This window comes from Bacteroides sp. 1_1_30 (genome assembly GCF_020982715.1).
GTDB classification, from domain to species: domain Bacteria; phylum Bacteroidota; class Bacteroidia; order Bacteroidales; family Bacteroidaceae; genus Bacteroides; species Bacteroides xylanisolvens.
In genome coordinates, this window is the sequence record NZ_JAJKHN010000030.1 from 1 (window position 1) to 13,568 (window position 13,568).

The 13,568-nt window shown below is 42.9% G+C and carries 11 protein-coding genes; 5 read left to right on the forward strand and 6 right to left on the reverse strand.

Translation table 11 applies throughout. The annotated features are described in order from the left end of the window. Nucleotides 1-234 precede the first annotated feature (234 nt). Nucleotides 235-999, reverse strand: a complete 765-nt coding sequence (gene cdaA, locus LPH68_RS10690) for a diadenylate cyclase CdaA (protein WP_004299718.1) — start codon at nt 997-999, stop codon at nt 235-237. An 11-nt stretch (nt 1,000-1,010) separates the two neighbouring features. After that, entirely contained in the window at nt 1,011-1,877 is an 867-nt protein-coding gene (folP, locus tag LPH68_RS10695; RefSeq protein ID WP_192923073.1) for a dihydropteroate synthase, read from the reverse strand. A 117-nt stretch (nt 1,878-1,994) separates the two neighbouring features. On the opposite strand from folP, the gene LPH68_RS10700 reads away from it, so the two are divergent. Continuing rightward, nucleotides 1,995-4,010: a HAMP domain-containing sensor histidine kinase gene (locus tag LPH68_RS10700; RefSeq protein WP_151923108.1), complete on the forward strand. Its 2,016-nt coding sequence runs from the start codon at nt 1,995-1,997 to the stop codon at nt 4,008-4,010. 77 nt (nt 4,011-4,087) lie between these two features. After that, the gene (gene murF / locus LPH68_RS10705; protein WP_151923107.1) at nt 4,088-5,383 is read left to right on the forward strand and encodes a UDP-N-acetylmuramoyl-tripeptide--D-alanyl-D-alanine ligase; all 1,296 of its coding nucleotides are present in this window, start codon (nt 4,088-4,090) and stop codon (nt 5,381-5,383) included. A gap of 122 nt (nt 5,384-5,505) precedes the next feature. On the opposite strand, the gene LPH68_RS10710 is transcribed toward murF, so the two are convergent. Beyond that, nucleotides 5,506-5,910 (reverse strand): VanZ family protein, encoded by a 405-nt coding sequence (locus LPH68_RS10710; protein ID WP_151923106.1) that lies wholly within the window; start codon nt 5,908-5,910, stop codon nt 5,506-5,508. A 103-nt stretch (nt 5,911-6,013) separates the two neighbouring features. On the opposite strand from LPH68_RS10710, the gene LPH68_RS10715 reads away from it, so the two are divergent. Together LPH68_RS10715 and LPH68_RS10720 are read left to right on the forward strand one after the other, a co-directional pair. Beyond that, entirely contained in the window at nt 6,014-7,384 is a 1,371-nt protein-coding gene (locus LPH68_RS10715; protein WP_151923105.1) for a sodium-dependent transporter, read from the forward strand. Next, nucleotides 7,384-8,304: a helix-hairpin-helix domain-containing protein gene (locus tag LPH68_RS10720; protein ID WP_151923104.1), complete on the forward strand. Its 921-nt coding sequence runs from the start codon at nt 7,384-7,386 to the stop codon at nt 8,302-8,304. Before LPH68_RS10715 ends, LPH68_RS10720 begins: the two co-directional genes overlap by 1 nt. Nucleotides 8,305-8,482: 178 nt before the next feature. Here LPH68_RS10720 and LPH68_RS10725 read toward each other — a convergent pair whose 3' ends face one another. From LPH68_RS10725 to LPH68_RS10735, 3 genes are read right to left on the reverse strand one after another with little or no spacing between them, the layout of a single operon-like run. Beyond that, nucleotides 8,483-9,139, reverse strand: coding sequence for an ABC transporter ATP-binding protein (locus LPH68_RS10725; RefSeq protein ID WP_004314881.1), 657 nt, complete (start codon nt 9,137-9,139; stop codon nt 8,483-8,485). An 8-nt stretch (nt 9,140-9,147) separates the two neighbouring features. Next, nucleotides 9,148-9,882 (reverse strand): ThiF family adenylyltransferase, encoded by a 735-nt coding sequence (locus tag LPH68_RS10730; RefSeq protein WP_151923103.1) that lies wholly within the window; start codon nt 9,880-9,882, stop codon nt 9,148-9,150. After that, entirely contained in the window at nt 9,864-11,999 is a 2,136-nt protein-coding gene (locus LPH68_RS10735; protein ID WP_118407375.1) for a cation:proton antiporter, read from the reverse strand. The genes LPH68_RS10730 and LPH68_RS10735 overlap by 19 nt, the downstream gene beginning before the upstream one ends. Before the next feature lie 513 nt (nt 12,000-12,512). On the opposite strand from LPH68_RS10735, the gene LPH68_RS10740 reads away from it, so the two are divergent. Then, nucleotides 12,513-13,520 (forward strand): aspartate-semialdehyde dehydrogenase, encoded by a 1,008-nt coding sequence (locus tag LPH68_RS10740; RefSeq protein WP_004299708.1) that lies wholly within the window; start codon nt 12,513-12,515, stop codon nt 13,518-13,520. The last annotated feature ends 48 nt before the right edge of the window (nt 13,521-13,568 follow it).

The following is a 13,568-nucleotide window of genomic DNA, read 5'->3' on the forward strand; positions in this document are numbered from 1 at the left end:
TCGGAGATGTGTATAAGAGACAGAAGCAAAAATAGCGCCAATTGGCGCTATTTTGCTTTATTTCATTTATTCCCGATCGCAGAAATACTTGGCAGAAACATAACCATTAGTCACAAAAGGATTATTCATATCTATTGTTATTGCCCTAAAGATAATAAATAAAACACCAATGGTCAAATAATGATAGTCATAAAACGACCATCATTATTTGACCATTGGCCTAGCACTATAAAATCAGTTTTCTTTTGTCAGCAGACTTTCCAATTCTTCCGCGTTCAGACGAAGATAAAATTGTCCGCGATAGGCTACGGAGATACCGCCTGTTTCTTCCGAAACAATAATAGCATGAGCATCCGACTGTTGAGAGATTCCCATTGCTGCGCGATGTCGCAAGCCAAGTTCTTTCGGTATATTCAAATCATGGGATACAGGAAGAATACATCCTGCCGCCTTGATACGTTTTTTGCTGATTACCATTGCGCCATCGTGCAACGGACTATTCTTGAAGAATATATTTTCGATTAAACGTTGGTTGATCGCCGCATCAATCAGCTCGCCCGTACGGACGACTTCGTCTAAAGGAACGTTATGCTCAATAACAATCAATGCGCCGACTTTTTGCTTCCCCATATTCAAACAAGCCATTACCACCGGCATGATATCGTCATGCTTCAACGACTCTTTTTTCGAACCGTTAAAAAGACGGGCCAGTGCGCTGACATGTCGGTGAGACCCCAAAGTCAAGAGGAAACGGCGTATCTCATCCTGAAAAAGAACAATCAATGCGATCACCCCCACATTCATCAATGTGTCGAAAATAGAGCCCAACAATTTCATTTCCAGCACTTGCGTCACCACCAGCCAGATCAGGATAAAAACCAGAATTCCGGTGAACACCTTGATAGAACCGGAAGCTTTCATCAATTTGTAGGTATAGTACAAAACAAAAGCTACCAGCAGAATATCGATAAAATCTTTTATGCCAAACTCAAAAAACATGCACCCTCCTCTTATTTGTCATATCCACTCTCTATTTTTAATTTCTCTGTGATCCGGACAGCTTCCACCGCTTCACGCACATCATGCACCCGCAGGATATGCGCTCCTTTCATTAACGCAACAGTGTCCAATACGGTTGTCCCGTTCAATGAATCTTGCGGGGTTCCTCCCAACAATTTATAAATCATTGATTTTCGTGAAACTCCCACTAAAACAGGAAGTTCGAAGATATGGAATTCTTCCAGATGTGCCAATAGTTCATAATTATGTTCCAGTGTCTTTCCGAATCCGAATCCCGGATCGAGAATAATATCTTTCACTCCCAAGTCGCGAAGTTGCTGCACTTTACGGGCGAAATACAGGAAAACATCTTTTATCAGATTATCATAAGACGGTTCTTTCTGCATATTTTGGGGAGTTCCCTGCATGTGCATCATTATATAAGGTACTCCCAAGTCGGCTACTGTCTGAAACATCCGGTGATCCATTTCACCGGCAGCTATGTCATTAATAATAGCCACTCCATATTCTTTCACACATTCTTCCGCCACATCAGCCCGGAAAGTATCAACGGAAATAATGGCATCGGGATGATTACGATTCAGGATCTCCAAACCGGTGCGCAGTCTTCGCATCTCTTCTTCAGCAGAAATATGTTCGGCATTCGGTCGTGAAGAATAGGCTCCTATATCAATTATTGAAGCACCTTCATCAAGTATCTGCCGGGCCCGGGCAGCAATGTCTTCTTCAGTCTGCATCCGGCTGCCGGAATAAAAAGAATCGGGAGTAACATTTAAAATTCCCATCACCTGCGGAGTAGCAAGATCGAGCAACCGCCCTTTTACATTTATATAAATAGAAGATATAGGTTTCATCATTGACAACATTCCTTTTAGATCGCCTACAAATGTAGATAAAAAAAGCAAGTATTCGTACTAAAAAGAAGAAATAAACGTATATTTGCAAACTATAGAAGAACCCGAAAAATTCATACCATGAGCCGATTAACCCTATTTCGCGTAGGATTTCTTTTCCTCATTTTGTTCTTTACCACTACTGCTAAAGCTCAAAAAGAGGCTGAAACTTTCAATGTTGACTCTACTCTCTATGAATATTATCAACGTTGTCAAGAATACTTATTAGAGCCTGTTGTACTTAATATGTCCGACACTTTATTCCGAATGGCCGGCGAACGGCAGGACGAACGAATGCAGGCAGTAGCCATAGCCACTCAACTGGACTATTATTATTTCCAGGGAACCAATGAAGATAGCGTAATCCACTATACCAACAAAGTAAAAGAATTCGCCAAGGCCACTCATCAGCCTAAATACTATTACTTCGCATGGGCTAACAGATTAATCACCTATTACCTAAAAACAAGCAGAACGAACATAGCACTTTATGAAGTGCAAAACATGTTAAAAGAAGCTCAAGAAGAGGATGATAAGACCGGCCTCTCCCGTTGCTATAACATCATGTCGCAAATCTACACCATCAAAAGATTCGATTCGATGGCGTTCGAGTGGCGATTGAAAGAAATCGAGCTGACTGAAAAATACAAGATCGAAAACTACAACATCTCCCAGACTTATGCCCAGATAGCCAACTATTACATCAACCAGAAAAAGCAAAAAGAAGCATTGGCTGCTGTAGAAAAAGCCATTGCAACTGCCAATTCCTCTACGCAACAAATATCTGCCAAGTTGGAATTCGTAAACTACTACAGCAAGTTCGGCGACTTTCAAGCTGCCGAAAAATTACTGAAGGAGTGTCAGGCAGCATTTGAACAGGACAAAAGACTGGAGTCTATCAAAAAGAGACTGTATAATATAGAATGTTTATACTACCAGCAGACCAAACAATATCCGAAAGCGCTGGAAGCTGCAAAAATGCAGGAAAAAGAAGAACGTCGTTTAAGCGAAAGCATACTTAGCAGCATCCATTACCGCACACAGGGAGAAATCTACCAAAAGATGGGGAATATGAACCTGGCAGTCAAATATCTGCAAATGTACATCAACACGGATGACTCTTTGAAAATAGCCAATGAACAAGTGGCCAGCAGCGAATTCGCCACCTTATTAAATGTAGAAAAGCTCAATGCCGAAAAGAAAGAACTCATGCTTCAGGCACAAGAGAAGGAGTTGCATAATAAAACAACCTTGATTATTTCATTGATTATTTTATTAGGTATCTTATTCATATTCCTTTATAGAGAAAACTTCCTGAAACGCAAACTGAAAGTTTCGGAAGCCGAACTTAAAACAAGGAATGAAGAACTTATGGTATCGAGGGAAGAATTGCGTAAAGCCAAAGATATAGCGGAGGCAAGCAGCCGGATGAAAACAACATTTATCCAGAGCATGACGCACGAAATCCGCACACCGCTCAACTCTATCGTAGGCTTCTCGCAGGTATTAAGCGACCATTACAGCAATAGTCCGGAAACACAGGAGTTTGTCAATATCATCAAAAGCAACAGTAACGACTTGCTTCGACTGGTGACTGATGTGCTCACGCTATCCGAACTGGATCAATATGAACAACTGCCCACTGACGCCGAAACAGACCTTCATGCAATCTGTCAACTTGCATCTGAAGTTGCCAAAGATAACACGCAGAAAGATGTGGAGGTTTTATTCGAACCTGAAAGAGAAAGCCTGCTCATACGCAGTAATTCGGAACGTATATCACAAGTATTGAACAACCTGGCACATAATGCCGCTAAATTTACGACTCGTGGCAGTATTCGCATCGCTTATTCCGTATTGGAAGCAGAAAAGAAAATTGAAATCAGCGTCACCGATACAGGAACAGGCATCCCGAAAGACCAACAGGAAGCAGTATTTGAACGTTTCTACAAAATGAACTCTTTCACGCAGGGCACCGGGCTCGGACTTCCGATATGCCGGAGTATTGCCGAAAAGTTAGGAGGCAGCCTCCGGATCGACACTTCTTACACAGAAGGATGCCGGATGATCCTGACTCTTCCTTTGATATATGCCTAAGCAAAAAACTGTCCGAACTCCCATTAAATCCGAAAGAATAGCCTATCTTTGCAACGTTTTAAATAAAAGATCAGGTTATGAAACTTTCTGCTCTTTACCAGATTTTTCTGGATTGCCAATCAGTAACTACTGATAGCCGGAACTGCCCGGACGGTTCTTTGTTTATCGCCTTGAAAGGTGAGTCGTTCAACGGTAATGCATTTGCCAAATTAGCACTGGACTCCGGATGCGCGTTTGCCATTATCGATGAAATACAGTATGCCATAGAAGGCGATCAACGATATATACTTGTAGACGACTGCCTGCAAACCATGCAGCAGCTTGCCAACTATCATCGCCGCCAACTTGGAACGCGAGTGATTGGCATTACAGGCACTAATGGGAAGACAACTACCAAAGAATTAATTTCCAGTGTTCTCTGCCAAAACCATAATGTGCTTTATACTTTAGGTAATCTCAACAACCATATCGGTGTACCGACTACCCTGCTACGATTGAAACCGGAACATGACCTTGCCGTCATTGAGATGGGTGCCAGTCATCCGGGGGAAATTAAGTTTCTTTGCGAAATAGCCGAACCGGATTATGGTATTATCACTAACGTAGGCAAAGCTCATCTGGAGGGATTCGGTTCTTTCGAAGGAGTTATCAAGACCAAAGGAGAGCTTTATGATTTCCTCCGCAAGAAAGATGCCATCACCTTTATCCATCACGATAACCCCTATTTGATGAATATCTCACAGGGATTGAACCTGATTTCTTATGGAACAGAAGATGATCTCTATGTCAATGGCCGGATTACCGGCAATTCGCCTTATCTTGCTTTCGAATGGAAAGCCGGTAAAGACGGTGAACTCCATCAAGTCTGTACACAGTTGATCGGAGAATATAATTTCCCGAATGCCCTGGCTGCAATCACTATCGGACGTTTCTTCGGAGTGGAAGCAAAGAAGATCGATGAAGCTCTGGCAGAGTATACGCCACAGAACAACCGTTCCCAACTTAAAAAGACGGAAGATAACACGCTTATCATTGACGCATACAACGCAAACCCAACCAGCATGATGGCTGCCTTGCAAAACCTCCGGAACATGACAGTCCCTCACAAGATGCTCATATTAGGAGATATGCGCGAACTGGGTGCTGATAGCCCGGCCGAGCATCAGAAAATCGTTGACTACATCAAAGAAAGTGATTTTGAGAAAGTATGGCTCGTGGGAGAACAGTTTGCCGCAAGTGAACATACTTTTAAAACTTATGCAGATGTGCAGGAAGTTATAAAGGATTTGCAAGAAGATAAACCCAAAGGATATACCATTCTTATTAAAGGTTCCAATGGAATCAAGCTTAGTTCAACGGTAGAATTTCTATAAAGCCGGAATGGTAAACTTCAAATGATAAATGATAAACGGTGAATAATGGTTGACTATATCATATCCATTATTCACCGTTTATTATTTGCCATCGTTCACGGCTTATCGTTCACCTTTGTTGTTCATAGGTTGCTTTTACTATTTATTTTCATCCTCGGCCGTACGACATAATAGGCCACTAAACTAGCCAGAATCGCCCCTGTTGTATTGGCCGCAAAATCCAACCAGTCACCACCCCGGTAAGTAGTACAGTATTCCTGCAGCAACTCTACACAACCGCTGAAAAGCACCGGACAAAGGAACGCACCTACCCACGCATGCCACATCGGAGCATGATCCCTGCGATGTGCACGCAAAAACTCCAGCCACAACATCCCCGACATACCGAAATACATACAAACATGAACCAGTTTGTCTAAATTGGGAATTTCATTCAAATCCGTCTTAGGCGGTTTAAAGAACGACAGATAAATCACTGTCAAAATGATAAAAAGCGAGATAGGATATTTCTTAATATAAGATAGCATATCTAAATAATATTACAATTTTCGTGCAAATATAAGTATCATTTTCTATATTTGCACTTTAACTCGTATATTTTATAACGATTTGTAAGATAAAACAAGATCTATGGCAAAAATTGATAGAGTGAACTTCGGCAGCAAATTAGGGGTTATACTCGCTTCTGCCGGTTCTGCAGTCGGGTTGGGTAATATATGGAGGTTTCCATACGAAACAGGAAATCATGGAGGTGCCGCTTTTATACTGATCTATTTAGGTTGCATCTTTCTCTTGGGATTGCCTATTATGATTGCCGAGTTCCTGATAGGACGCCGATCAAGAGCCAACACTGCAAGAGCGTATCAAACACTAGCTCCGGAAACGCATTGGCGTTGGGTAGGACGCATGGGAGTATTAGCAGGTTTTCTTATACTTAGTTATTATGCAGTAGTAGCAGGATGGACACTTGAATATATTTTTGAGGCTGCCACCAATGGCTTTGCCGGAAAAAACTCCGGAGAGTTTATCTCTTCTTTCCAACAATTTTCCAGTAGCCCGTGGCGACCGGTCGTATGGCTGGTAGCATTTTTATTGATTACTCATTTCATCATCGTGAAAGGAGTAGAAAAGGGGATTGAAAAGTCTTCGAAGATCATGATGCCTACCTTGTTTATCATTATCCTCATACTGGTAGTTTGTTCGGTCACTCTGCCGGGAGCTGGTGCGGGTATTGAATTCCTGCTCAAACCCGATTTTAGCAAAGTGGACGGAAATGTGTTTTTAAGTGCTATGGGACAGGCTTTCTTCTCTTTGAGTCTGGGTATGGGATGCCTTTGCACCTACGCCTCTTATTTCAGTAAAGAAACCAACCTGACTAAAACAGCTTTCAGTGTAGGAATCATTGATACTTTTGTGGCAATACTAGCCGGATTTATCATCTTCCCGGCAGCCTTTTCGGTTGGCATACAACCGGATTCAGGTCCCAGTCTCATCTTTATCACGCTGCCTAATGTATTCCAACAGGCATTTGGCGGAGTTCCCGTATTAGCATACATATTCTCTGTAATGTTCTACGCATTGTTGGCGATGGCTGCTTTAACTTCTACCATTTCTTTGCACGAAGTAGTAACCGCTTATCTTCACGAGGAGTTTAATCTTTCCCGTGGAAAAGCAGCAAGGTTAGTCACAGGCGGTTGTGTCTTCCTCGGAATATTCTGTTCATTATCATTGGGAGTCATGAAAGGATTCACCGTTTTCGGACTGGGAATGTTCGATCTCTTCGACTTTGTAACAGCTAAAATCATGTTACCACTTGGCGGACTGTGTATCTCCCTCTTTACCGGATGGTATCTGGATAAAAAGATTGTATGGTCAGAGATTACCAATGACGGCTCGTTAAAGATACCGGTATACAAGCTTATCATCTTTATATTAAAATATATCGCACCAATCGCCATCTCACTGATATTTATCAATGAACTTGGGCTAATCAAGCTATAATGTTGAAAGACTTCCTTTATTATACTAAAACCGAACGACAAGGCATTATCGTCCTTGTCGTTCTTATTTTAGGAGTATATGCAGCTCCTGAACTCTTTGCCTTTTTCACTCGTGCCGAAGATACCGGCTGCACAAAGAATGAGAAAGCCGATCAAGAATATAATGACTTTATTTCCTCCCTCCGGGAAACAAAACCTCACCCAAAGTCCGGTCATTCTTTTCCATCAACCCCTCAAAGGGAAATCAAGCTTACGATGTTCGATCCGAACACCGCAGACTCCACCACTTTCCTTTCGCTCGGATTACCACCCTGGATGATAAAGAATATCCTGCACTATCGCCATAAACAAGGCAAATTCCGCCATCCGGAGGATTTTCGGAAGATATACGGACTCACAGAAGAACAATACCAGACTCTTCATCCTTATATCCAAATTACAGAAGATTTCAGTTCGAAAGATAAAGATACAATACGGTTATTAACCGTACAAAGCATACAACGGGACACACTTGTGAAATACCAACCGGGAACTGTCGTCAGCCTCAACTCTGCTGATACCACAGAACTTAAAAAGATTCCGGGAGTCGGAAGCACTATTGCCCGGATGATCGTAAATTACCGCGAACGGCTGGGAGGCTTTTGCCGGATAGAGCAGTTACAGGAGATTCATCTAAAAGCAGAAAGGCTCCGCCCGTGGTTTTCTATTGACACCGATCAGATACACCGTATCAATTTAAACAAAGCCGGTATGGAACGAATGATGCGTCATCCATACATAAACTACTATCAAGCGAAGGTCATCATAGAATATCGGAAAAAGAAAGGAATCTTAAAAAGTCTGAAGCAATTATCCCTTTATGAGGAGTTCACTCCTATTGATCTTGAACGGATCGAGCCCTACATTTGTTATAATAAATAAAAAAAGATGCATTCCTATCACACCAGACAAGAATGCATCACACACAAACAAAACAAACACTCTACTATCATCTTCACAGACTTCCGTAGAGAAGCGACTATAAATATATAGCTAAAAGATAGAACACTTGCAAGGCTCTACCTTTTTGGTATACATTTTTAGAAGTTAGGTTCTCTAATTAATATTTTTTAATCATACCATCCACCATATGGACTGTCCGGTCCGTGATTTTGGCAAGTCCCTCGTCATGCGTCACAATGACAAAAGTCTGCCCCAGACGGTCCCTCAAATCGAAGAACAGTTGATGTAAATCTTCTTTATTATGTGTATCCAGACTACCGGATGGTTCGTCTGCCAGAATAACTGCCGGGTCGTTAATCAAAGCCCGCGCTACCGCTACCCGTTGTTTCTCACCTCCCGACAGTTCATTCGGTTTATGAGAAGCCCGGTCAACCAGTCCCATGAAATCCAGAATCTTCGTGGCACGGTCATTTGCCTCTTTAGAAGAAACGCCTGCAATGAGAGCGGGAATCATCACATTTTCCAATGCCGTAAACTCCGGCAACAGTTGATGAAACTGGAAAACAAAACCGATATTCTTATTACGAAACGCAGATAGTTCTTTCTCTTTCATCCGGCTTACTACTGTTCCGTCAATCTGCACCGTACCTGCGTCCGGTTCATCGAGAGTGCCCATGATCTGCAACAAAGTCGTTTTACCGGCACCGCTCGGACCTACGATACTGACAATTTCTCCTTTGTTGATTTCCAGATCAATGCCTTTCAACACCTGTAATGAGCCGAAACTCTTCGTTATACCTTCTAGTTTTATCATAATAGCCTTTATAATCGTTTAATGACATATTCAGCCAGATAGCACCCAAACACGGCCGGCATATAACTGACTGTTCCACACGTCGATTTCTTATTCTGTTCATCATCCGTCAGCAACACGGCTTTCGGGTCGGCTTGTTCCGTACTGAACACTACCGGAAGTTTCCGTTTCATCCCCATCTTCTGCAAGCGTTTCCGTACCGCCTTGCTCAAACCGCAATGATACGTCTCCCAAAGATCGGCAAAACGAACTTGGGTGATGTCACTCTTCGCTCCTGCTCCCATACTGGAAACAATCTTTATACGACGTTTCATCGCCTCATAAATCAGAAAGCATTTCGGACTGATCGTATCAATAGCATCTACTATAAAATCATATTGATTGGCATCCAACAGTTCCGGTATATTCTCATCTTTCAGGTAGACGGGCAGAACGGTCAATTCGATATCCGGATTTATATCTTTATAACGGGCAGCCAATACTTCCGCTTTCGACATTCCCAGTGTGGAATGCATGGCCGGCAACTGACGATTCATATTGGTAGGCTGCACTGTATCGGCATCTACAATCGTCATCCGTCCGACTCCTGCGCGGCAGATCATCTCGGCGGCGTAAGCTCCCACTCCACCCAATCCCACGACCAATACGTGCGCGTTCCGGATGCGTTCCATCTTTTCCTCTCCTAACAGGAGTGCTGTTCTCTGTTGCCAGTCGTATCTTTCCATCAGTTTTTCTTTAACCATTTATAGAACCATTTACCCACTTTCTCATAATGTTGAGACTCATTATGCCCGCGAGGATCAGAGAATGACACAATTTCCTGCGGTTCTCCAAACTGATCGGGATAGATGATAATCAAACTATTATTAGAGAAATATTTTCCCAGTTGCGCCGGCAGACGTTCAAAAGAGGTATCGTAAGAGATAGACCCGCGACGGGCAGAAACAACCACCAGCAAGTGGTCATAATTCACCTGTCCTGTCAATAACAGAAGATCTTCCCATTCTTCCAGGATGGAAAATTCTGTCGGGGTACCTGCATGTCTTTTCTTCACCAGTTGCTGAAGGCGCATCAATGTACGCTCATTGGCAAAGAAATGCACCCGACAGCCGAGGATACTTCCCATACGGCAGAAATGTTCCACCCACTTTGAGAAACCCGATTCATATTCAGCCTTTGGCGGAACAGCAATATTAATTCGGCGCAGGGTGTTAACCGGCATCAGGAATTTGGCAATCATCACTTCACGATGCGTACCTTTCAATAGGCTTTCAGCCAGATGTCCGAAGAAAGAATCGACAATATTGGCCTTCCGGTGCAAACCGATCACAACATCCGTAGCTTCATATTCTTTAATCGTATGGATAATCCCCGAAGCAATATTCAAATCATAACGACTCACCATCGTGACAGGCACATCGGCGGCAGCAGCAATCATAGCAGCCTTCTCCAAATTCCGTTTGCCCTGCTGCTCTTTCTTCTCCGAACTGTTATTATCATTAATCACATTCAATGCCACCAATGCATTCTTTTGCTTGGCATCCTTTATCACCAAAGCCAGATTAACCAAATCTTCAATCGTCTCCGGATTAGCGACCGGAATCAGGATCTGTTCCTTATTTATCTGTTTAGCTTCTTCTTCCGCTTGCACATTTTCATCCAGAGCAAAACGGCGGGCCGAACGTTCAGTCACCAAAGAACTGATGACGCAAGTGAAAAGTATCATCACTACCGTGCCGTTCAATACATCATCATTCAACAAACGTTCTCCATTCTCCATAATGATTTCATGGCCGATCAGTACTGCTGCCAGTGTAGCCGCAGCCTGCGCATTACTCAAGCCAAATATCATGCTCCGTTCATTCGACTGCATCCGGTATATCTTCTGCGTAATCCAAGCAGCCAACCATTTACTAAAGGTCGCCACCACCGTCATTACAATAGCCACCTTCAATGCTTCACCTCCGGTAAACAGGCTCCTTACATCAATAATCATCCCGACACCAATCAAGAAATAAGGAATAAACAAGGCATTTCCCACAAACTCCAGGCGGTTCATCAAAGGAGATACATGAGGAATCAAACGATTCAACACCAAGCCTGCCAGGAAAGCGCCTAAAATTCCTTCCATTCCCACGAATTCCATCAATCCTCCTCCAAGGAAGACCATTGCCAGCACAAACACAAACTGCATCACGCTGTCATCATACTTCCGGAAGAACCAACGCCCGATACGGGGAAAGAAGAAAACAATCAGGAATCCGAGAAAAGCCACTTTTGCCACAAGAAATACCCAGAACCAACCATCAACAGTGCCTTTAAACATACCACCTATGACGGCAAGAATAATCAAAGCAAGGGTGACGGTGACAGCCGTCCCCCCAATGGTTATATTGACGCTGCGCAAACGCGACAATCCATAACGGCTAATAATAGGATAAGCTATTAAAGTATGGGAAGCGTACATACTTGCCAATAACACCGCCGTGAGAAAGCCATAACCCAGCATACTCATACTACTCCATATTCCCAACGCCATCGGAATCAGAAAGGTGAGCCAGCCGAACACAACACTTTTCGTCCGGTTTTTCTTAAAGTCCTCCATATCCATTTCGAGTCCGGCAAGGAACATGATATAATATAATCCCACTTTGCCGAAGAGTTCGAAACTGCTGTCACGGTCGAGCACATGAAAGCCGTGTTCGCCAATCAACACACCCGCCAGAATCATGCCTATAATATGAGGTATATGAAGACGTCCGAGGATCATCGGAGCAAAGAGAATGATAATCAATACCAAAAAGAATACCCAAGTCGGGTCGGTAATCGGTAAGGTTAAATTAAAATCAAACAGGTTCATAGGCTGTGGCTTTAGGAATTCAATGCAAAGGAACAAAAAAGTTTGCAGAATCACAATGAATGTCCAGACGTATTATTCAGCAGTCAATTACTTACTTTACTACTTTTTTTCCCCCGCTTACCTATCAAGATCTATTTCGTTAGGCACTTTTATTTCGTTCTACTATAGTCTCCCTTTCGTATGACTATAGTTATACGCAAGGGAGACTATAGTTATCCTTTCGTTACACTATAGTTAAACGAAGTAATATTAGGCAATAAAGATAATCTTATCAAGCTACGAAACCAATCCGATTCGCATCGCGACGGAGAACGCATCCCTTTTGGTGCATTTATCCCGTCCAACAACCACACTTGATTATACGTAAGGTTAAAGAAATCCGCCGAAAAACTGAAATATTTCTCTCAAAAGCGATGTTTATATGCTAAATTGTTATAATTTTGCAGCCAAATCTTTTCTATTCGACAGGATAAGGAGAGAAATTCAATATTCACAATTTAACAAAAGAAAAAGATGAAAGTAGCTATTGTTGGCGTAAGCGGAGCCGTAGGACAAGAATTCCTGCGCGTGCTCGATGAGAGAAACTTCCCGATGGACGAGTTAGTTTTGTTCGGTTCTAAACGTAGTGCCGGAACAACTTACACTTTCCGCGGTAAACAGATCGAGGTGAAACTCTTACAACACAACGATGACTTTAAAGGGGTAGACATTGCTTTCACTTCTGCCGGTGCAGGAACATCCAAGGAGTTCGAAAAAACAATCACCAAGTATGGTGCTGTGATGATCGACAACTCCAGCGCATTCCGTATGGATGCCGATGTACCTTTGGTTGTGCCTGAAGTAAATGCCGAAGATGCATTGGAACGTCCGCGTGGCGTTATTGCCAACCCGAATTGTACGACTATCCAGATGGTAGTTGCACTGAAAGCCATCGAAAAGCTTTCTCATATAAAAACCGTGCACGTGTCTACCTATCAGGCAGCAAGCGGTGCGGGTGCTGCTGCGATGGACGAATTGTACGAACAATATCGCCAGGTATTGGCAAACGAGCCTGTGACTGTAGAGAAGTTTGCCTATCAGTTGGCTTTCAACCTGATTCCGCAGATTGACGTATTCACAGAAAACGGTTATACGAAAGAAGAAATGAAGATGTATAATGAAACACGTAAGATCATGCATTCTGACGTAAAGGTTAGTGCAACTTGTGTACGTGTTCCTGCATTACGTGCTCACTCGGAAAGTATCTGGGTAGAAACAGAACGTCCGATTTCCGTAGAGGAAGCTCGTGAAGCATTCGCTAACGGTGAAGGGCTGGTTCTTCAGGACAATCCGGCAGAAAAAGAATACCCGATGCCGCTGTTCCTGGCAGGTAAAGATCCGGTATACGTAGGCCGTATCCGCAAAGACCTGACAAACGAAAACGGATTAACTTTCTGGATTGTAGGTGACCAGATCAAGAAGGGTGCTGCTCTGAATGCTGTTCAGATTGCCGAATATCTGATTAAAGTAAAAAATATCTAATACAATAGACTGGATATAATATCCGGTCAATGACAGATAAGCCAAATA

Bases quoted from the DNA above. Each gene is read 5' to 3' on its own strand.
- cdaA (WP_004299718.1), bottom strand. From the start codon at position 999: ATGTTTTTTGAGTTTGGCATAAAAGATTTTATCGATATTCTGCTGGTA.
- folP (WP_192923073.1), bottom strand. From the start codon at position 1,877: ATGATGAAACCTATATCTTCTATTTATATAAATGTAAAAGGGCGGTTG.
- LPH68_RS10700 (WP_151923108.1), top strand. From the start codon at position 1,995: ATGAGCCGATTAACCCTATTTCGCGTAGGATTTCTTTTCCTCATTTTG.
- murF (WP_151923107.1), top strand. From the start codon at position 4,088: ATGAAACTTTCTGCTCTTTACCAGATTTTTCTGGATTGCCAATCAGTA.
- LPH68_RS10710 (WP_151923106.1), bottom strand. From the start codon at position 5,910: ATGCTATCTTATATTAAGAAATATCCTATCTCGCTTTTTATCATTTTG.
- LPH68_RS10715 (WP_151923105.1), top strand. From the start codon at position 6,014: ATGGCAAAAATTGATAGAGTGAACTTCGGCAGCAAATTAGGGGTTATA.
- LPH68_RS10720 (WP_151923104.1), top strand. From the start codon at position 7,384: ATGTTGAAAGACTTCCTTTATTATACTAAAACCGAACGACAAGGCATT.
- LPH68_RS10725 (WP_004314881.1), bottom strand. From the start codon at position 9,139: ATGATAAAACTAGAAGGTATAACGAAGAGTTTCGGCTCATTACAGGTG.
- LPH68_RS10730 (WP_151923103.1), bottom strand. From the start codon at position 9,882: ATGGTTAAAGAAAAACTGATGGAAAGATACGACTGGCAACAGAGAACA.
- LPH68_RS10735 (WP_118407375.1), bottom strand. From the start codon at position 11,999: ATGAACCTGTTTGATTTTAATTTAACCTTACCGATTACCGACCCGACT.
- LPH68_RS10740 (WP_004299708.1), top strand. From the start codon at position 12,513: ATGAAAGTAGCTATTGTTGGCGTAAGCGGAGCCGTAGGACAAGAATTC.